General features: G+C 27.3%; 12 protein-coding genes. All 12 read right to left on the bottom strand.

The window, feature by feature from the left end; genetic code table 11:
- Positions 1 to 57: 57 nt before the first annotated feature.
- A complete protein-coding gene (locus tag CLOBL_RS10170; RefSeq protein ID WP_077858925.1) occupies positions 58 to 846 on the bottom strand; it encodes a hypothetical protein in 789 nt (262 codons plus the stop codon).
- The gene (locus CLOBL_RS10175) at positions 843 to 2,690 is read right to left on the bottom strand and encodes a hypothetical protein (RefSeq protein WP_077858926.1); all 1,848 of its coding nucleotides are present in this window, start codon (positions 2,688 to 2,690) and stop codon (positions 843 to 845) included. Before CLOBL_RS10175 ends, CLOBL_RS10170 begins: the two co-directional genes overlap by 4 nt.
- A complete protein-coding gene (locus CLOBL_RS10180; RefSeq protein WP_077858927.1) occupies positions 2,665 to 4,722 on the bottom strand; it encodes a hypothetical protein in 2,058 nt (685 codons plus the stop codon). Before CLOBL_RS10180 ends, CLOBL_RS10175 begins: the two co-directional genes overlap by 26 nt.
- Positions 4,723 to 5,070: 348 nt before the next feature.
- A complete protein-coding gene (locus tag CLOBL_RS10185) occupies positions 5,071 to 6,624 on the bottom strand; it encodes a hypothetical protein (RefSeq protein WP_077858928.1) in 1,554 nt (517 codons plus the stop codon).
- 13 nt (positions 6,625 to 6,637) lie between these two features.
- The gene (locus CLOBL_RS10190; protein WP_077858929.1) at positions 6,638 to 8,317 is read right to left on the bottom strand and encodes a hypothetical protein; all 1,680 of its coding nucleotides are present in this window, start codon (positions 8,315 to 8,317) and stop codon (positions 6,638 to 6,640) included.
- Between the two features lie 100 nt (positions 8,318 to 8,417).
- Positions 8,418 to 10,328, bottom strand: a complete 1,911-nt coding sequence (locus CLOBL_RS10195) for a DUF262 domain-containing protein (RefSeq protein ID WP_077858930.1) — start codon at positions 10,326 to 10,328, stop codon at positions 8,418 to 8,420.
- On the bottom strand, positions 10,319 to 11,794 hold the full coding sequence (locus tag CLOBL_RS10200) for a DUF262 domain-containing protein (RefSeq protein WP_077858931.1): 1,476 nt from the start codon (positions 11,792 to 11,794) through the stop codon (positions 10,319 to 10,321). The genes CLOBL_RS10195 and CLOBL_RS10200 overlap by 10 nt, the downstream gene beginning before the upstream one ends.
- Before the next feature lie 86 nt (positions 11,795 to 11,880).
- Positions 11,881 to 13,050 carry a hypothetical protein gene (locus CLOBL_RS10205; RefSeq protein ID WP_077858932.1) on the bottom strand — a complete coding sequence of 390 codons (1,170 nt, stop codon included), beginning with the start codon at positions 13,048 to 13,050 and terminating at the stop codon, positions 11,881 to 11,883.
- 294 nt (positions 13,051 to 13,344) lie between these two features.
- Positions 13,345 to 15,819 (bottom strand): DUF3962 domain-containing protein, encoded by a 2,475-nt coding sequence (locus tag CLOBL_RS10210; RefSeq protein WP_077858933.1) that lies wholly within the window; start codon positions 15,817 to 15,819, stop codon positions 13,345 to 13,347.
- A gap of 50 nt (positions 15,820 to 15,869) precedes the next feature.
- Entirely contained in the window at positions 15,870 to 18,989 is a 3,120-nt protein-coding gene (locus CLOBL_RS10215) for a hypothetical protein (RefSeq protein ID WP_077858934.1), read from the bottom strand.
- Between the two features lie 6 nt (positions 18,990 to 18,995).
- Complete coding sequence (locus CLOBL_RS10220) at positions 18,996 to 20,078, bottom strand: hypothetical protein (protein WP_077858935.1); 1,083 nt, start codon at positions 20,076 to 20,078, stop codon at positions 18,996 to 18,998.
- Positions 20,079 to 20,292: 214 nt separating this feature from the next.
- Positions 20,293 to 22,338, bottom strand: coding sequence for an AlwI family type II restriction endonuclease (locus CLOBL_RS10225; protein WP_077858936.1), 2,046 nt, complete (start codon positions 22,336 to 22,338; stop codon positions 20,293 to 20,295).
- Position 22,339 lies beyond the last annotated feature (1 nt).

Below are 22,339 nucleotides of genomic sequence, written 5' to 3' on the forward strand. Positions count from 1 at the left end.
TTGCGCTCAATTGCTTAATCAATTCGTAACTAAATAATATTATTAATATATTGATTTCTATTTCATAACCATGATCATTCCAGTGCAAACTACGAGTAGTACAATAACTATAATAAATAATAATGTTACTTTTTTCTCCCTTTTTACACTTACTTCTCGTTCCTTTAAATATTTATCTTCATAAAATTTAATTAGCTCATCATTTTTACTTAGAAAAGTACTTTCTATTTCAGTAATTCTTGGTAATATAACTTCCTTAAAATCATCAAATTCTTTTTCCATAGATTCTTTATTTGTTAATAGTTCCTTCTCCAATAATATTAATCTTTCTTCTATTGTCTTTTTGCAATCAGCAACTTTTATCAATGCCTCATTATTATGATTATGTAATTCATCAGCATTTGAATCAAGTTGTTCCTTAATTTCATTGATTTTATTAAGAATACTATCCTTTGAGAATATGTTTTGTTTTGCTACCTCTTTTGATAATATACTTATCTCATTTAATAGAAAATCCTTATTATTCTTAATAAGCTCTTTTGTATTATTACCATTTTCACCTATAATTTTTTCAACTTCATCAAGTGCATCATCGCTACAATTTTCTATTGTTTTTTTGATGTTTGAACTCTCTTCTTTTAATTCCTCAACATTTCTATTTATATTTATCATAGGAACATTAAGTTCTAAAGTAACATCCTTTTTAATACTATCAATCTTCCTAGTAAGCTCATTATTATTTGCTGTGCTTAATTCTCTAATATCATTTAATACAAGCTTATTAAATAGTTCTTTTATACTATTTTTAGCTTCGTCTCCTACTAATAATTTATCATTATTATTCACCCTAATAATCCCTCCAGTTTACTTAGTTCATCTGAAATTAGATACATATAAAATAAATTCAGTATTTTAATCTCAACTGGAGTTTTATTATCATTTATATTTCTTGAAATAGCATTCATTTCATCATGATAACTACTATAAATACTTTTAGTAAAATTCTCAGTCGTTTTTCTATCTTCTTCTGACTTTATTTTAAATATATCAAGATCCTTTTTCTTTTTGCATATCTCTTTTTCATTAACTTCTATTTCTTTAGTACTGTCTATGCATACTTTATCAATTACTCTTTTCTTTGATTGCATATTCGTAATTTGTTTTAGAATTTCTTTTTTTTCTTTTGCCACATAATTTTTTATTTGATCTTCTAAATATTCAGATACCTTTTCTTTTATTTTACTTACAGTTTTTTCAGCCTGATTTTTATCTTCATAAAAATTAGAATCAATAAAATAAATATCTATAATATAATCATCTAATCTTTTTAAATAACATGCTGCCTCTTTATAAGCAATTGAATTTGTTTGATTTTTTATTATTATATTTTCATTATCTAGTTCTTTAATTAAATTATTAGCCTTTTCTACAATTATTGAGATTTCTTCTTCAACGTAACCTTTTAGCGAGCTAGCATACTTAGTAAAGCTATATTCTATTGAATCAAATTTTATTTTTTCTATTGCTTCTATTTCTTTTAATTTATCTAACTGTTCTTCTTTCTCCTGTAAAATGCAGTTACATTGATTCAAAACAGCTCTTCTCTTCCCAAGTATCTCATGTTTTTCTACCATATCATTTTCAAGTAAATTTATTTCATCAGTAAAAACATCTATTTTTCTTTGTATAACTTTATTAATTCTATTATGCATTTTCATACTCATTATGAATTGATTATATGGATTTTGAGATTCTACTATATCTTGCAATAGTTGGTCATATAATTCATCTAGGATAGGAATTATTTTAGTAGTTAGATCCTTATCACTTTTTTTTAATTCATCCCATGATTCACCGTATTCTAATGGAAATACTATATTATTTTTTAATTCTATCATATTTGCATCTTTACAAATATCTGACTCAAATAGTCTTACATATTTCTCTTTATCAATATCAATTATTTCTCTTAACTCTTTTTGAGTTGACCTATTAGAAACAGAGCGAGTTAACACTAGCTTAAATCGTTCCATTTCTTCATACCAATAATCAATTCCTGGCAGTTTTAACTTTCCAAGATACGCTACTTGATCTGCTCTTTCTATTAAAATTATCATATTAGAAATGGGCACAAATTTCTTAACTATTTTAGCTACATGATTATATTCTCTTTCATCCGCACTTTCAATTCCAGGCAAATCTATTATATTGATATTTCTTTCTTCAATTTTCTCTTCAAAAAATTTTTTAGGTATGCTTATCTTAACTCTATCTAATGCTGCCACTCCTATATATGCTTTTTCTCTAAGTTCAGCTAATTGTTTTATAATTTCCTCTTCCGTATACCTTAATACATTTCCACCAGTCTCCTGGTAATAAAAATAATTATCATTTGACATACTATAAATTGTTGCAACAATTGTAGCAGAATTTCCCTTTGGTCTTCCACCCCTTAATATATCTCCTACTTTCTGAATGTACTCTTCTTTAATCCCTATTAACTTAAGAATTAAAGTTGTCTTTCCAACTTGAGATCTACCATAAACGCAAACATTTATTTCCTGATCAGAATTTTTATATACCTCCATTATGTCTTTATCTTTAATTGTTTTATAAAAATCTTCTCTACCCTTATATGCCCAATTTAACTTTCTTTCATATAGCTTATCCCAAATAACATCTATATCCATTAATTTGCTCCCTAAGTTCTAGACCAAAACTTCTTGTTTCGCTTATATCTTTTTGACAAATAAAATATCTGGACTCTCTTTCATTTAATCCAAATCCTTTTTCAAGTTCAGCTTCGATTTTATTAAATATCTTATCTACAAGATCATCAAATTTTTCTCTCATGTCATTGTATACTTCTTCTTTTATAGAACCAATAATTGCTCGTGAGTACCCCCAAGTTTTAATATCTGCTTTATTTAATTTTGAAACCAAATTAATTCCTACTAGACTAGCTCCCAAAAATCCTGTAATTGCAACCGATGCAGATGCACTAATTTGAATTCCTAAACTCGCTAATATATCTTGTACTATATTACCAGTTCCATCAGTCGCATCAATACCTAAAATTGCTGCTACTCCATTTAAAATATTTAATTGCTGCTTAGCAGATTCTCCAAGTGTATCTACTACTTCAGATTTATTTTTATATGCCAAATTAGAATATACCGTGTCATTTAAATTATTAAAATTACTATCTATAACCAACATGACATGCAATGCAAGTAGCGGGATATAATCAACTGATTCAAGTATTTCACCTGATAGTTCACCATTTCTAACTTTAAATAATTGCATTATATCCATTATTGAACGTTCAATTTTTTCTTTATTTCTAGCTAGCTTTCTATTAGAACCCCCTTCAACCGTTGTAACTGCAATTTCCTCTTGATCTAGCTGCTTTATTCCATACCCATTAATTTGCTTTATTTCCGGATATTCATTATACATAGTTTGTTCGATTGCTCTATAGCTTAGCGTATTTAATTTATTATTTTCTGCTCTCTTCCAACTGCTCATTATATTATTATTAAATTGATCAATATCCTCTATTGATTCTGAAAATATTTGCTTTTTAAGCTTATATAATATACTTTCATCTTTTATATAATCCTTCATATTATTTGAAGCTTCAAATGCAATATTCTCTATTTGTTTTTCTATTTCTTTATGATAATATTTCTTTATTGAGTCTTTTCTTTTATTTACTTTATTCATTATTCTTCTGACTGAATCTTTTGATCCAGAATCTTCAAGCAAATCATAACTGCAATTCTTTTTTTCCATATTGTTTAGAATGCTACTAAGATCTTTTAATAACAATTGATCTAATACCTCTATTTGTTTTAATCTAAATTCTTTTTCTATATCAGAGTATTTCCCAAGTGCAGCAATCATTTCATTACACCATCTAGAGATATCATTTTCTCTTGTACTTGTTCTAATAATTCTATCTGATTCTACTGAAGGTACATTAAATTGCTTTATAAATTGTTCTTTCAAACTTACATTGCCATCAGCACTTTGATCTCCAAAAGTTAATGCCACTATTGGTTTTGCACTATTAAAATCACTTTTAATACTTTGAATAAGGCTAGTATTATTAGGATCATTAAATCTTTGTTCATTAAATACTAAAATACTATTAGCCGCAGAATATAGAACATACTTTGCAAGTTCATTCCATGAATCATTTTTCTGATTTATACCAGGTAATAAAACAAACGATGTGTTTGTAGTTTTAAAAAATTTGCGAGGAACCATCAACTCTAAAATAATATATTCCATAGATGGATTCCTAGAAATCTCGAAAAACTCCACAGCATTATCTATTATTTTATCTTTTATTTCAATTTTTTTATTATTAATATTAATTATTTTCGCCTTAAATCCGTAATAATTTTCCTCCCATTCAGTAACAACTACCGGTATTCTTTCTCCAATGCTTCTTGTTTCAGGAATTATATCATCTGGTAAATCATATAATATTTTCATTATTGTAGATTTACCCACTCCCTGTAAACCTGCTATAGCAATAATATATTTTTCATTAAATACTTCTGAAATTATTGTTTTCTTTAATAAATTCCGTATTTCTTCTTGAAGTTTATCATTTCCAAATGCTAAAGAATCTAAATATATCTTATTTATTCTCCTGTTTAACTCACCTAGATATATTTCTGGATTCATACTTAATGAATTTGTTCCTTCCATTTTGCATCCACACCATCCTTAATTATTTAGAATTATACTTTTCGTGTCATGTTTCATATTATACAGTAATTATTTACTTTATTATATAATATTTTTCTATTTAATATAAATTAGACAAAATATCCATATTTTTATCACTTGATTTAATAATTTATTTCTTAAAAATAGAATATCATACTAAAGTGAACTAAAATTTCACTCTACTACATTAGATTTGAATTTTAATGAATAAACTTCTTTACAATTATCTTCAACTTTAATCTTAGATTTAAAGTGCAAAAAAGGAATTGCTTAAGATTAGCAATTCCTTTCCATTGTACTGAATAAATAAAAGCGCCATCACCATATTTAAATATTTCCATATAATCTAGTCCACTCGTTTCTTAAGTCATGATCTAATGCTGTAATATCTAGAGCATTTTCTTTATACAATGCTCTAATTTCCAAAAGTCCCGAAAAAGCCAATCTTTTCCATGCTACAAAATTAAGGTGTAGTGCAAATAATAAAATTTGTCCTTTTGATCGAGCTATTGCATCTATTCCATCTACTAAACACAATACCCCATGCCCTGTAAGCAACATTCTTCGTAAATCTGGATGACTTCCAATCGGAATGCATTCACCCCAACTCTTATTAGAATAAAATCTGCTTTTTATAGCCCATAATAACCTAATTGATATTTCATTAATAGCTACTGGTATTGTCTGTGCTATACCAAATCTTGCATCATAATGGTTTTCAAATATCTTTACTGATAAATCTGCCAAAGATATTTCTGTGGGATTATTACTTTTATTATTACCTTGATAAACCTTAAATGAACCTTTATTGCACAATTGAAATAATTCAAATAATGGCATAGGTATTCCGCTTCCATATCCATCTAGATTATTTCTTCGTCCAGTTGAACTTCCTGCAACATCTGAAATCAAATGACCAAGCCAATTAGAAAAACCACAAAATAATTTTCCTACAAAAGTGTTTCCTTCTAACGTAGAAGTTTTTGTATTGAATGTTATCAATCTTCCATTATCTAAAAAATGTGAAGTTGATGTAAATTGATCTACAATTGCAAAAATCAAACCTACTAAATCAGGTGCATGTCCTAGTGATTTAATATGATGATTTGCTAAACTCATTCCTAGTAAATCATTTGCTGCTTTACCAGTTGCCTGGTCATAGCTGACTTTATATTTTTCTTCTAACCAATGAATAGCATTTGCAATATTATTCCCGCTTCCTTCTGTAAGCTGCCATCCTTTCATCTTAGCAATCTTCACAACAAACTTATCTGTCTGGTCATTAGTCCACTTCCCTAGTTTGCTATGATCTGGCATACCAACAAAAAAGCTGTCAATTAATCCAGCAACAACTCCACAAAACGCTGCAATCATATAATCATATTTGTCACAATTAGCTTTTTTCATAGTATAATCAGAGCGTATACTCTTAGCAATTTCTGCTTTTTCAGCTTGTGATAATAATTTTTCAAATGGATCAACCTTTAAGTCTATATTATTTTCAAGTGCAAATTTATCAATATTTGTAAGATACTCATCCCAACTTGTTGAATTGTCATTTGCAATGGTACTTAATTCATCAAAAACTGGAACTCTAATATTCGCCTTTTCTTCATCAGTTAATTCAACTAATTTTTCTCCCATTTTAATTTCTGTTTGAGAAATCTCAGATGTATCTATTCCATTAGCTGCGCAAAGCTGTTCTGCTTGTAATAGCAGGCTATCAAGATCCGATAAATTATCATCATTTAACTTTCCTAAATTTGAAATAGCCTCCGACGCTTTTACTAATTGTTTTTCTACACTCTCCATTTGATTTTTTTGCGCAAGGAGAGCTTTCCCTGCGTCATCCATCATTTGGTTATTAATATTTACTGTCATATTTCCTCCAGCATTACCCCAATATATTTTTCATAAGACTCTTTGCTGCGCCTTTTACAGATGCCATAGCTGCATCTGCAACATTGAAATAACCAATACCTTCAAAAGCATCATGCAATTCTTGTAATTTATCGCATGGCATTTTATCATCTAGTACCATATTTTCTTCTGTAGTTCCATCTTCATTAGTAGTTTTCTTTGTCTTATAGCAAGCGAAAATAAGTTCACGTATTTTTTCCTTTGTTGCACCATCTGTTAATTCATTTACACGTGTAATATCTAATTGTTTAGGTAATTTAGTTATAATCTTTTCAGTTTCAGCATATTGAATTCTGTCAGAAGTTACTTGTGCACCTTTTGTTAACATGCTTATCATTGCAGAAATTTTTCTAATTTTAACTTCTGATTGTAAGCCTTTTTCAATTTCATTTCTTAATTGTCTAGTAATCTCATTAACGTCTTCTATTAAATAATTTAATGATCTTTGTGAGTTTCTAATAATTGCTTGTAACATTAATTCTCTTTGCTTATTATTTTCTAAATCACTTAATCCTGTAATTTTCTTTACTCCTTTATAAGTTCCAACTCCAAGTAAAACAGCTACCCCTATTCCAGTAAACATACTTGAAAATCCAAGTACTCCACCCATTCCAAGGGATGCTAACCCTGATGTAATACCTGCCGCACTAACACCCATTACTGATCCTGATAAATAAATTGCTGCAAGCGGCACACCAACCGCTGTAGCTTTAGATGCTAGATCTTTCATAGATTTAGTAATTTCAGTATCATTCTTTCTTTGTGACAATATTTCTTCATCATTTATTATTGCTGCTACAATATACTCTACTTGTTCTTCGTCAATATTTAAATCCTTATGTAACTTAACAATAAATTCATTTTCCTTCCAGTTTTGTTCTTTATCTTTCTTTCTAAAAATATAAATTATATCTTTTAATAAAGATTTTTTTACAACATCTAAGCTTCCTTCATCTACATTTTTATCTAAGTAAATTAATAGATCTTCGTTATTTTCAATTTTTTCATAGTCAGCCATATATCCTCTTATTTCTAAACGATCTTCCGTTGCCATTTCTATTCTTACGATTAATGATATAATTTCTGCATATTCCTCTGCATCAATTTGATTATCATCCGAAAAAGTAAAATTACAAACTAATTTTATGTAAGCCTTCTTAATTCCCACATCCATCATTGACAAAGGACAAGTTTGAGAAGTACTAACAAAATCACTTTCATCTTGTGCTTGTTCAACAATTCCATTAATTAATTTTGCAAAATTTTCAAGTGAAATCATTGAAATATCCCCAGTAATATTTTTATTTCCACCATCTTTAAAATAAATAATAACATCCTTTTTCTGATCAAATTTTCCATTATCCTTTTTTATTTCTGTGCATACATATTCCGCTTTTGAAATAGTACTTAACTGAATTTTAACAGCATCAAAACCTAATGCATGTATATATACATGTTCTCCAGTAAACAAACAGCCTTCTTTAGCACTACCAAATATAGTTGTATCTACAACGGCTAAAACATATTCTGGATTAACTCCTTGTGCTATTCCAGCAATTGCACCATTAATTTTCTTTTCTGGTATTTCTGGAGCAACAAATACCTTATCACCTAAGGATTTAACATTTTCTTTAATAAACTTTTCTACTGACATACTTTCCACCTTACCCTCTTTTTTATATTTATAAAAAACTACTACTACTATTATTAATTATTTTGAAGCTAACATTAACAATCTTCCTAATTATTATTTCTTAAATGTCATCATCAATTTCTAAATACTCATTAAACATCTTAATCATTTCACTTTGATGTTCTTTTGCTTTTTCATCATTCCATACATCATTTTTATATATCAAATCCATTTTTAAAGAATCAAGTTTAACACGATTATTATTTTCAAATCGTTGTTTCTTTTCATTAAAAGGTAAATTACTGTATTCTGAATTAATACTTCTAGAAACTAAAGCTAAATTACCGAAATTATTGAGCATATCCTTAGAAACTGTATTCGTATCTGTATCCCTTTGAGTTTGAGGTGATATATGTTCAACGGAGTTTTTCGCAGTCATTTTAAAATTCTTCCATCTATCATCATCTCTTTTCTGTGATAGCTTTTCCCAAAGAATATATTCAAGCTTATAAAACCAATAATGTGGAAACGCTGTTCCTACTGGCTCATTTAATATAGCTGTGCTTAATTCTGGTTTATAGTCTTCATCCTCTAAAAATTTTCTTGTCCTTTCAGATAAAGATTCCTGTTCTATGGAACAAAGTAAATAATTATCAAGATTTTTTAAATATTCATATCCATTTTGACCATTATGATTTAATAGATAATTCAAATATGGTGTAAGCCAATAATGAGTAGTAATTTGTTGTGAATGATAAAGCATACTTTGTAGAAGTGCTTCTCCTTCATTTGAAGTAGGTCGTCGTCTTCTTAGATAATTATTATATTTTTCCAGTTTACAAATTAAGTGAGTTTCACTATCTTCCTGACGAACCCATTTGATAATATGCTTGTCAAATAAGTACCTTACTTTCCAAAGAAGCTCAATAAATTCTTTAATTTCATCATCTTTTCTATTTGGTGTAAAAAAGCTAGTAGAAAAGATTTGCAATAATTCCTTATCAAGTATTTTAGGTATATCTTTCTCATTTTTCTTTACCAAAAAAATTCTCAATGTATGTTGAAGCAGCATTGGAAATGTAATAATACTTCTAACTTCATCTGCTTCATATTCTTCTACCTCTAAATTTCTTTCCAAATTATAATTTTCATTAGAATTTAGAATATATGAGAGACTTAGTGGTTTAAAACTTTCCTCTTGTATTCCCTGAATAAATTTGAATACTTCTTTAGGATCAGAAAGCTTTTCACTACCTAATTTAGCATTATCATTATCAAACATATCTTGAATTTTAATTTTTGCTATATCTCTAATGTTTTTTTCAACATAACTTTCCATATAGGAACAAGCATCCCATATATAGCTGTATTTTAGCATGTCCTCTGAAGGTATTTTATTTAACAATTGTGCTTTTAAAATTTCATGATGTTGAAGCTGAACACCTCTATTATTGATTATTTCAAATAATTTATTTAAATCCGTCTCCTTAGGAATTTCAGTAAAGATTAATTTGATTTTATTATAAATAAATTTTGCTATTTCCAACGACTTTTGAGGCTTCTCTCTATCAAATTGCTCCTTATATTTACGTATTAATGAAAGTGCATTTACTATATTAGAAGTAGCTACACCATTAATATTTCCACTAATATACTCCTTAAAGAAAATGTATATATCTTCTCTAATAGCAAATCTAACACGATGTCTGTTTTTTTCTTTTTCTATTCTCTCAATAAAGGGTTTCATTGCTCCACCAAATACTATGGCAATCATCCATAATGTAGTGAATCTTTGTTGCCCATCAATCAGATCATATACTTTTCCATCTTTAAGCAATTCATTTTCAACAACCAGTACACCTCCTAGATAGAATAGTTCTTTTCCATCTGAAAATGCCGTTTCAATATCTTCAAGCAAGGTTTTAATTTGCTCTTCCTCCCAAACATATAATCTCTGGTAAATAGGAATATTGAAAAAAAACTGACTTTCTACAACTTCTTTTATCGAAATTAATCTTGATTTTATTTCCATATACTATCCCTCTTTTCATTAACAAAAGCATCAGTTATCCATGAAGCTTTATGAAAAAATTCTGACTTGCCATAATAATTTAATATATTGTCTTTATAAATTCCTTGAACGCCCTTGCTTCTTTCAATTTCCTCATTCTCATATTTTTCATTTATACCCTTATGCTCTTTTAAATATAAAATAACTTCTTCCGGGCGGAAGGCTTGACTTATTATATCAAGCAAATTATTGTCAGGTCCTTTAAGAAATTTTAAAGGTGCTTCCCTAAAAACATATTGTTTTTCAATACGTATTGCTCCCAATACATGATCAAGCCAAAGTGTAAATTCCAGCAGCTTAGTACTCTCAAATTTGTCGTAATACATTACTACAGCTAAAATAAACAACTCCTTTAAATAAATTGAAATATTTGACCATACCTGATTATAAAAATTCCTAAAGGCATTAATTTCAATATCTTCTATATCCTTTTTAATAATTAGATAAGATATTAGATCAGCATATTTTTTGGCGAAAAGGAAAAATCCTAGACCTTCATTTATGGGCTGTCTCAAAGTAAAAGGTAGATCAGCACTATTATTCGTATTCTCTATATTTACTGGCTGTATTGCATATCCATTATTCATCCTAATAATAAGTTTTTGGCCAAAGGTATTATTTTGATTTGGATATAATGGTATGGTGTCAGGACTTTCACTCTGTAAAGTTCTTTTCTGAAATTCTACTAATATGTCTTCATCTGTCTCTCTATTTATAACATGCTGGCCACGCCAAACTCTTGCTCTCCAAAGAAACTGATTAAATAGTTCAGCTACAAAATCTTTTTTCTGTCCAAATAATGTTTTATAATTTTGTATTTTTTCCCATCTACTCGCACAATCTATTTGGATTTTGATATTATCAGCATTACCTATAGCTCTTAAATGATATGATTTTAATAAATCTGTTGAGTATAATTTCACACCACGGTTATTTTGTGTATCAAAGAAAGTAAATGCAATATCATTATTAAAGGTCGTAATAAAAGTAATGCTTATTTTTGAAAATAATTCGTCAGCATGAGCTTTAAATTCATCCTTCTTATTTTCAAAAAGCAATTGAGCATTTTTTATATTTTGTGCAGATAATGGCGAATAATATTCCATTGCCATTTTATCTCCATCTAATAATTTTCCATAAAGCACAAAATACAGAATACTTAAGGTTGTTAGTCGCTGCTGTCCATCAATTATATATAATTTTCCCTTTGCATTATCTTGATGCAATAAAACATTCCCCATATAATAAGATAAACCTTTACGCTCACTTAAATATTCAGTTAAGTCATTTATTAATTCCTGAACTTTATTGATATTCCATACATATGGCCGTTGATAAGTATCAATAGCCACAGGGTAAATAGCTTCATTTGTAAAAAAGTCAATAAAACTGCAAACTTTGACTGTTACTTCGTTGTTATTATTCATATTTTCCTCACTTTCTAGTACAATTCATTGGCACTTATAAATGTAACTTTTATTATTTATAGATATTTCCATTAAGTATTTATAAACTATACTCCCATCAGTAACAAAAACGAAAACTCTCCTACTTCATTCCATTTAAATTCATACTTTTTATTTAGCACTATATCTATTGGCTTTCCGCCAATAGGAGTTGTTAAATGGACATTACCTACTTTAGCTCCTTGAGATATATCATAATCCCAACATTTTGCATCTTTGTTCTTTGGATAAACAAAATTTTTATAGTCATTCATAACTAAGCCTATTCCTATGTCTGCTTGTTTATTTTCACAATAGCGCTCTAACAAATGAAGATCTTGGTATACATCTTTCATAAAGATATCTGTAGCTCCTCGATTTCCTCCAGATGCTGCTTTTGTTCTATAACATTTTAACTCTATGGCTATTTTAAAAATCTCTTCACCATTATTTACAATAACCATAATGTCGACTTCTCTATTACTTATCCCATCACTTACTGTCGTTTCAAGCTCAAGTTCTATTTCTTCATCATCTTTAAATATTATTAACGGGATCATGTGTTTAAGAATATATGCATATTGAAGCTGCATTGATGCTTCTTTATTTATTAATATCAAACCATTTCCAACTTTTTTAGAAAATATATCCCAAGCAGTTTTAATCATTGAAACAGCTCTTTCGCTTATATTATCTGATTCATATAACTCAGGAATAAATATTTCTTTCTTTGACTCATTTTGTCTTTCTTCATCTTTGACAAAGCTATGTCCGACTTTCTCTTCGAAAACATTATTTATTGTTACATTACTTTGATTATTTACTTTATATGTAATATTAATCTCTTCAAATTCAATATTACAATATGTTTTTTTATACCATTCAATAATATCTATAAGCTTAATATCCCTGTTTTCAAAAATAACTGCATCTATTGGTAATTCCTTTGGTTGTTCTTTTTGTTTTGAGAATTCATTAACTTTGGTTAGTCTTCTAAGTGCTCCTTTTGCCTTTAAATAATTATAAGTGTTATTAGGATGATCACCATTACACCATTGACTTATTCTCGCATTATCTATATTTTTAGGACATAATAACCTTGCAATATCTTGAATATCTCTTTGATTTAACCAATATTCTTTTTTTCCTCCTAACTCAAAATTTTCATATGTTTTAATTAGAGCCGCAATCCAAACAGCAGTTGGAACGCTATTAGTAATATTGCTAGCAATTATCATTTAACCCCCTCCTAAAATTGTTTGAAAATAACTTAATATTTTTATAAAAATTTTGTTTTTAAACCTACTTTAGAATATCATAGTCTAATGAACTATAACTTCACTTAATTGCATTTTATTGTATATTTTAACATACTTTTTATATTTAAGTGCGTAAAAATAGTCATCAATTATTTTCAGGCATTCATAAAATAAATTAAGCTTTAAATAATTATGTATATAAATCATAATTACTCAAAGCTTAAAACCATTATGATAAGTTGTTAAAGGTTAAAGCAAAACAATGAAAAACTATTATTTTTCATCCAATTCTGCTTTAATATATTCTCCTATTCTTGATATACAATATAAAGAAAGCGGAGCAGATGATTCTTTATTATAAGTGATATTCATATTTCTTAATTTCTGAGTAAGCTTAGCTATTGAATCTCTTTCTTCTTCAGACTCTGCTCCTTGAATGTTAACTTCATATAAAGTTTGTCTTTTTATAGATTTATTAGGACTTCCGCATTTTGTCAAAAAATTTGATTTTTGATCGCCATCAGGTTTTTGACCTACTAAATAGTAAGTTTTGTTTTCACCTTTAAAAATCCCAGTCCGTTTATTAATATTTTTATCATCATCATATATAAAGTAATCCGGAACTTCATCAGTACAATTCATTCTTATTATTCTTAAATTTTCTTTATTAGGGATATCTAATTCATCAAATTTATTTAAATTGCCATTAGTAACATAAGACCATATTTTTTCTCTAAGCACAGAATTTACAAAGCAATAAACTTTCCTTCTTTTTTCTAAGACTTCTGCAATATTATCCTTTATCCAGTTTTCAAAGCCTATTTTATTATTATTGAATAAATTTATTTTACTATTTTGTATTGATTTATTATTTAAATTGAATATAAACTTTGTACTTTCTGTCCACATTTTATCTGGGTACATCTTGTAATAAGTTACTCCATTATCTATTTTACTTATTGCAAGCCTATTATCATTGTTACAAGTACTGACTTTATCTATTCCTATAAGGATATCACTGCTTTTTAGATTTTCATCATAAAGATTACTTTCATGAAATCCTAATGCTGAAATTAAATCTTTAACTGTGCTTAATATAGTATTTATATCAGTAGCTTTCCTTTCCTCTTTATCTTTGCTATCTGAATCTTTTTTAACATCGCCTTCATCTAAATAATTTATAAACTGGCTGATTACTCCACATCTTCTCAAGGCATTTCTAACAATATCTTTTGGATCTAAGTCCTCATAACATTCCATATTATGATAAGGTTCAATATCAACAATAATTCCTTTTAATTTATTAGGATCTTCTTTTTCAAATATTTCTTGAATTTTATTAATTCTTTCTTTTTTAACTTCACTTTTATTTTCTCTTAGATGAATTGCAAAATCGTTGCTAATATATTTGAATTCAACTTTTAATTTGTCTTCATTTGAATAAGTATTATCTTTAATTTTATTATTTAATCTTAATAATGTTCTTATAGCTACTGTTAACTTCTCTCTCAAGTTTTCGTCCATTGTAGCTACAATAATTCTTACATCTTTGTTTTCAAATTGCAGTTTATAACACTCTTTAGGCAAACTTTTATGCAGTTTATCTCCTATATATTTATCAAAACCATATATTGCAAGCTCATCTCTAGTTAAATCTTTCTCTTTTCTATTTCCATCTTTGCGCGTTCTTCGCAAAGAAGTTATTGGTTCTCTCAAGTTAAAATTTGAAAGACTCTTATTTAAAAGTTTTAGCATTTCATTTCTCTCTGGAATACCAGCACCATACTGAGTTAACATACCAGCTGTATATTTTTTCCCTACTAATGCAATAATCTCTTCATTTCCAGCTTGATAACTTTTTGTATCTTTTAATATATTAAACACATCAATATCTAAAATATCACAATATTGTTCATCACAAGTATTCTTAAATTTAAAGTAGTTAGCATTATTCCTTTCAATGCTGATTTTATTAAATATGACATCTTTGCCTAAATAATATGGATTCTCCTTATAAATATATACTGATGTGGATTCATCTCCCCTTAAATATGATTTTTTATCATCTATAACATTTCTATCTTCCCATATTCTAACTGATAAACTTACATTCAATACAGTATAAGGTAGATCAATTGGATCTTTCATATTCATTTTTATACAATATGAAAATGGATTATATTTTCTTTTTTCTAACTTAACAGGCAGAGTCATCATTTCAGCGTTTACTTCTCCAATAACTCTATGAAATTTTAATGTTTTTTCTAAATATTCAAAGTCATATTCATTTTGACTTAATTTGTATATATAATAATTAGGAATTATAGTATATCGCCTCTTCATTTTATTCCTTACTATTTCTTTTATACTTAACGTCTCATATTCCCATTCTTCTTTAAAATTAATTTCAATAGGTATATCACTTCTTAATGATATTTCTTTATTAAGCCAATCTATAATTTTTACTTTTATAATTTCCAAATCAAACTTTTCTAAAGTATATACCCACCTGTACTCATCCCCCATGATATCCTTATAACTATTGTTACTATAAATGACCTTATCAAATAAAGTAGCTGCTATTTTATATATTGTCCTATATGAACTTGATTCATTTTTCTCTTTTCCTTCTTGCATTTTGTAAATTACATCATTAACTTCTTTAGGAAGCTTAAAAGCAAAAAGCTTAACATCATCTATCGAATTTTCATCTAATACAAATGAAAATAATTGTAAATCATTTTTCATAATCTCAATCTCTCTCCTTTAATTAACTAACTTTTGAATTTCTAAAATTATTAATAATTTTCTTCTTCATATTGATTTATATATTTATTATCTATATCTGTAATTAGGTTTTCTAATGAATCACAGAAATTTCCAAAGAGATTTCTAATAACATCATTATTAATATGTTTCTTAAGTAATAAATTCCAAGCATAAAACACGCTATTCTTTATATTTTGTTCTTCTTGCTTTTCAATAGCTGTGCAGAAAGCTTCATCGCAGAAAAACACTTCACAGTCATTTCCATTTCTCTGCATTCTTCCAATAGCCTGCTTTATTGGAACCAGCATAAACCAAGACATGATATCTCTATCTTCAGAATTTAGCCTTGACCAATAACTTATTGATAATATATTTTTATATTCAGCAAAGCAATTTTTTCTAAAGGCTTCTAATCTTGTATTATAATCTACAGATTTATTCTGAACTTCTTCTATAATCTTATTTAATTTATGGTGGAGCATTTGAATATAAGAATCAAAATCTCCTGGTACCATATAAGGTCTTATTAAAAAGAATGCACTTCCAAAAAATGAATTTTCACTTCCGTCTTCATTTTTTTCTTTTGATAAAATATTATAACCTCTTGAAATTATTGATAATGGTACAACACAAATATCTGCTCCATCTGTTAGTGCTTCAAAATTTTCCAAATTATCTTTTGTAATCATAAATTTATCCTCATTGTTTTCTTTTCCAACAATTCTATAAGTAAATTCATTTTTATAGCTTAAAATTTCCCCAACACTTTCACAATCATCATAGCTATTGACGATTATTAATACTTTTCTTTTAGTTTTTTCCAATTGATATTTTATAGTTCTTAAATTTTTTCTAACTAATTCTTTCAAATTATCTTCTTTATAATCATAATTTCCACCTGATATTCTTATAAAACGATCATTATTATCATCTAACTTAGGTACAAAATGCATAGTAATTTTCCCTTCACCTTTTATGCCTTTAAGGAGAATATCTGGTTCTGCCTTTAAATTATAATGTGCTGATCCTGGTGAATAGCTTGTACCCGATAAGCATATGACTCCTGGTCCTTCAAGATTTATATCATCTTTTAATGTTGCCCAATTTTCAAGTAAACTACGACCAACACCTGCATATCTCATCATATCTATTTGAAGTCCTTCTTTAAAACTAAATTTATATCCATAAATAGTTCCAATACACGGTTCTTTTACCCATTTAATTAATCTATCTGCTGGCATTTCTATTCCATCTAAATGCTTCATTTCACTATAATCTTTTTGCTGAAAATTAGAATATTGAAGTGCAATAAGTTTTATTAAATAATCTAATTGAACAAGTAATATCAATATTTCTATCTTTTCAACAAACAATTGTCTATCAATATTCTTGCCTCTATTATTAAGTGGAAGTTTAACATTAAATTTCTCTAATATATTATCTACATCATTATAAAATCTATCTTCAGGGTATTTTTCCTCTTCTTGCATCAAATCAATCTTATTAAATTTTTCTGCTAGCTGATGGTTTATTTCTTCTTCTTTAATTTCATAAGTATCTGTAAACCTCACATACTCTTCTAAATAATCAGTAAATTCCTTATTAGATTCTTCTTGCTCTAATACAAATTTTATTTCTTTAAATAATTCAGTAGGTGTGATCATCTTATTAGCTAAATATCTTTGTGCTTTATTTAGCTTTAAACATATTCTTGTTATTTTAGTTAAAAGCACTTCTAGTATGCCTATATTTGTGATTAAATTATATGCATCAATTTTATTTATGTTTATATTTTTACTATTAATTTCATTTTTGAAATCTACTAATTTATTAAGAATGCTTTCATTTCCATAGTTAAGGTGAGAACTTGGCATAAGCTGTGAATCTAAGATGCTCTGCACTCCATCGGCTTCATCTACTATTATTAAATCTAAATTATCATAAAATAATTCATATATGGATCTTTGATATTTATCTATAAACTTTGGTAATATTCCTTTTACAATATTATGTGGAGTTGTTACCCATACATCAGCATCTTGAAGCTGCCTAAATCTATACATACTCCCACATGAATTATAATATGGACATATTACCTTTTCTTTTCCTTCTCTTAATTTATTACAAGGTTTTTCTAAAGCTTTTTCTATATCATTTGCTAAAGCTTTAGCAATACAGCTTCCTGATAAATATTTAAGTATTTCATCATCTTCAATATTATCTTTATTTTCTATTGAATTGTAATAATTTTTTAAATGATTAAATTCATTACTAATTCCTATTATGGGTACAGCATTTATTCCTAGATTCCTCAAAGTTTTAACTGTTGCAATAACATTTGATACAGTATCTTCTATGACTCCAATTTTCAAATTATTGCTTTTTACTTCATTATAAATATGAGAATACTTAAAAGTAGATTTACCTGCACCTAAAGCTCCAACAACATGAATTAATCCTTTAGTTTCAATTCTATCTTCTTCATGAAGCATACTTAAAGATATACTAGGTCTATTAACAAATTTTTTACCCATCATATTGAAAATTTCTTTCCAATTTGTATTTTGGCTAATAGTACTTCGCTTTTTATCTTTATATTTAGGTAATAGATCTTGATAGTTCTTATTTATTTCTATAACTGGTACACTGTATTTTTTATATTCACTCTTATTTTGCTTAATTAATTTATTTGTATATCCTAGTTCATATTCTCCAATCAATGTTTCATCTATTTTTTCTTCTTCTAGTAATCGTTTTATCTCATCATCATAATATTTTTCCCTTTCATCATCATATTGAGCAATAATTCTCTTTATAAAACCATTATCATCTAAATCATATATCCTTAACTTATTGCCTATTTTTAAGTAATTATCTATTAACCTTTTCCATTTACCTTGTTTTCCTAATTCGATATTATTAATTCTAACTGCAAATATATTTTTTATAGATTCTTCATCTTCATCAACGCAAGATAAATCTCTAAAATATTTTGTAAATAAACTCCAGGCATCATATATTTTTATCTTATTATTTAGTCTCGACAAAACATATAAGGATATTTCTACATCCGTAAATTGCGAAATAGTTAATTCATCTATACCATGCTTTTTAAAAACTTCATGTAACCTTTTCTTTAATAATTTCACTTATCTTTACACCTCCTCAAACAATTTTATAAGTTTATTTTTCAAATGATGTTCACTTACTGCTTCTATTGAAATATTATTCTCTTTCATTAAATCATTTAACTCTTTGGTGTAACTTTTATCATTTTCTAACTTATATATTTTTTCTCTATGATCTGGTATAACTATGAAATTAAATGTGCTAGCTTCTTTCTTTTTTAATTTTTCTAAATTAGTGTTTTCTATCAATATCTTAATTAACCTCATTGGATCTGCTGTGTCTTTTATATCCAGATTCACTCTAACATCTTCAATATCATCAACAATTGAAATATCATATTCATCTACATTTGGATATAAAATTACATCTTTATCCTTAAACCAATCTAAACATTTATTATAAATTTCAAATTCACCTATGCTAGACATTAAGTTATATCTGTATATTCCATCATTAAGCTTTAGCATTTTTTCTTTAAATTCTTTTACTATAGGTTTTAAGTTCTGTGCTTTTATGTAATAATTGCATACCTTAATACATTCACCATTTTTACTATTTCTAAAATTTAAACGCCCTCCACATACAGGACACAATTCATATTCTCCAATTAAATCATCTGCTTTTTCATACATATTCCTTACTTTTAAATATATCTCTTTATCATACTCAGTTTTTATAGCTAGTTCCAGTTCTCTTACTGAAATATAGTAATTATATCTAATAAATGTTCTTAAATCCCTATAAATATCTTCCTTGTTGATATAATCTGATTGCCTTAAAAATTTTAATAAATCATACATTATCTTTTGGCTTTTTTCTTCACTATTTTCTTCATCAATATATTCAGAAAATTCATCTGTAAGATTTAAATATTCATTTACTGCATATATTTCTTGGGTTATTCCGATTATATATTGGTTAACTGATGTTGTTTTTAGAAAAGTGAGTAGTTCTGGGATATTGGTTGGAATACTATATTGATTATTTTCAATTAGAGTTTTGGTAATAAGCTGCAATAACTTATTTAATTTTATTAATTTCTTTTGTGTATCAAGTTCTTCTATTGCATCTTTTGTGGAATATAGTAACATAATAGATTCTGAATTCATTTATGCCTCCTGAATTTTATCAAAAATATAAATATTATTCCTTATATATACATTATTATTATATTATAACGCAAAAGAGTGAAGCAACGCTTCACTCTTTTGTGTTGATTTTATTAATTACATTCTATCTTAATAATCATATTATACAATTTTTTAACTTGCATGAAATACTCACTTATACTCTCAAGTTTTATAAGATTTTAAGATCTTTCATTTATATATCTGTATTTTCTGCTACGACTAGTCGTTCTTCTACAATTTGTGAATACTCATATTGGGGAGTTACTTCTTGTACAATACACTTTTCATACCAATTTGCTATTGATTCACCAGAATTATAAGCTTTATCAAATACTGAATAAAGCGACTTATACGTACACTTATTTTCAATAATACTTTTTAACTCTGATGTTTGTAAAGGAATAATTTTCATACAATTTACACTCCTTGAATAATCTCTAGTATCAAAGTAAGGAGTATATTTTCTACCTCTGAAATCTGATACAACATTAATATCCAAGTATGTAGTATTAAAAATGCAATATGAATTATGATTGCCTGTTCGCAAGATATGTTGTCCTAAATGTCTTGATACAGGTTCCATTTCCATTCTACGTTGGTTAGTACCGTCAGCTAATGTTGCTTCTAATAAAAGGGTATGTTCTGGATAAGCTTCAGTTGCAGAATATTCATATACAATATCAGCTTCACCACCGCCTGCATGTGTTTTAGGTAATAAATCAGCTTCTAGCGATAATTTCATATAATCTAGTATTTTTCCGTGTCTTTCACTAACTTTATACCAAATTATTCCCAAAACATATTCAAATATAGTTGGAATATCTGCATTATCTGTAACAAGACTGTTTATTCCTTCATCATCTCTATTTTCAAACATACAAAGTAACTTAAGAAGAATCTCATCAGTAAATCGTGTTTCGATTAAATGAGAAAGTCTTCGATATCGTTCATTTTCAACAATTGCTTTAGCTTGTCCCATGGTTGAAATATTTGTTCCTAATTCATTATTAATTCCATTAACTATTCTCTGTTCATTTATAAGCAAGCAAGTAGAAATTTCAACCAAATCGCAATCACTAAATATTCTATTCGAAACATTAAAGGCTTCATTATATAATTGTTCTATTACAGAATTAAAAAATTGTTTTGGAACAATATCTAATTTCACTTCACTATCTTCAAACAAAATAATATCTGAAGTCCTAATATATCTTCTATTTAAATCTAGATAATCACTTAGTGTTGCTTTAACCTTAAATAAATGCATCATCTTAAAAAAAACAGTTTTAAATTCTCTTTCATCTTTAATATGTAATATTTCAGTCGATTTTAAATGCGCCTTAGGATCCTTAGCTATTGCACGTGAAGAAGATGTGTTAAATAGATAATTACGCCATAACGTTCCTGGCTTATTTTTTATTTTTCTGCTACTCTCATATACTTGATATATAAAGTCTGTATTCTTATTTAAGCACACTTCTCTTAGTGCACAATAAAACGAATAATAAGGTTTGTCATATGTTCGGCTTTTTCTATTAAATCCAATTGTGCAAATCAATTCTTCTGTTACATCATTATCCAGTAATAAAGCTAAAGCGACATTATAATTACTCATTCCTAAAATTATATTTAATATAACTTCATCAATTGACATAGTACTATTTCTTACCGCTTGTATTTTTCTTGGCATTTGGTCTGTAATTTCTTTGTTAATACATAATGGAAGTAAATAAGTATATTCTTCTAAGGTTAAATAATCAACTTTTGATAAAAGAAATAACAACACTATAAATGGACGAACTACATTTCCGTTAACCTCATTTGATGCTTTCAATAATTGCTTCATATATAAGTAGCTATCTTTAGGTATTTGAAGTTGATTATTAGATGCAAAATCTTTGTTTTGACTTATCTTTAATAAAGCCTCTCCTGCTTCAGTCAATTTTCGATTATCATATATTAGACCAATATCAACCAATCCAGATGTTTTTTCCCTTGCATCTTTTGCCTTCAACGGTGCCTCACCAGTAACAAATTCGTTCTCCTTCATAAAATCATAATATTTTGATTGGATAACATTATTAGCAACCCAATCTACATTACAATTATTAGGTATTTTCCAAAATTTATCAAGTAAATCCAATTGTAGCTCAATATTTAAATTAAAATTTTTAGTTCTGTAACTTGTTGTGCCTAAACTCCAACAATAACTCTTATATGGAATATTATCAAAAGCCATA

The sequence above is a fragment of the Clostridium sp. BL-8 genome (genome assembly GCF_002006495.1).
Classification (GTDB): Bacteria; Bacillota; Clostridia; order Clostridiales; family Clostridiaceae; genus Clostridium.

Excerpts from the sequence above, each read along its gene's own strand:
- CLOBL_RS10175 (WP_077858926.1), bottom strand. The coding sequence starts at position 2,690 with ATGGATATAGATGTTATTTGGGATAAGCTATATGAAAGAAAGTTAAAT.
- CLOBL_RS10180 (WP_077858927.1), bottom strand. The coding sequence starts at position 4,722 with ATGGAAGGAACAAATTCATTAAGTATGAATCCAGAAATATATCTAGGT.
- CLOBL_RS10185 (WP_077858928.1), bottom strand. The coding sequence starts at position 6,624 with ATGACAGTAAATATTAATAACCAAATGATGGATGACGCAGGGAAAGCT.
- CLOBL_RS10190 (WP_077858929.1), bottom strand. The coding sequence starts at position 8,317 with ATGTCAGTAGAAAAGTTTATTAAAGAAAATGTTAAATCCTTAGGTGAT.
- CLOBL_RS10195 (WP_077858930.1), bottom strand. The coding sequence starts at position 10,328 with ATGGAAATAAAATCAAGATTAATTTCGATAAAAGAAGTTGTAGAAAGT.
- CLOBL_RS10200 (WP_077858931.1), bottom strand. The coding sequence starts at position 11,794 with ATGAATAATAACAACGAAGTAACAGTCAAAGTTTGCAGTTTTATTGAC.
- CLOBL_RS10205 (WP_077858932.1), bottom strand. The coding sequence starts at position 13,050 with ATGATAATTGCTAGCAATATTACTAATAGCGTTCCAACTGCTGTTTGG.
- CLOBL_RS10210 (WP_077858933.1), bottom strand. The coding sequence starts at position 15,819 with ATGAAAAATGATTTACAATTATTTTCATTTGTATTAGATGAAAATTCG.
- CLOBL_RS10220 (WP_077858935.1), bottom strand. The coding sequence starts at position 20,078 with ATGAATTCAGAATCTATTATGTTACTATATTCCACAAAAGATGCAATA.
- CLOBL_RS10225 (WP_077858936.1), bottom strand. The coding sequence starts at position 22,338 with ATGGCTTTTGATAATATTCCATATAAGAGTTATTGTTGGAGTTTAGGC.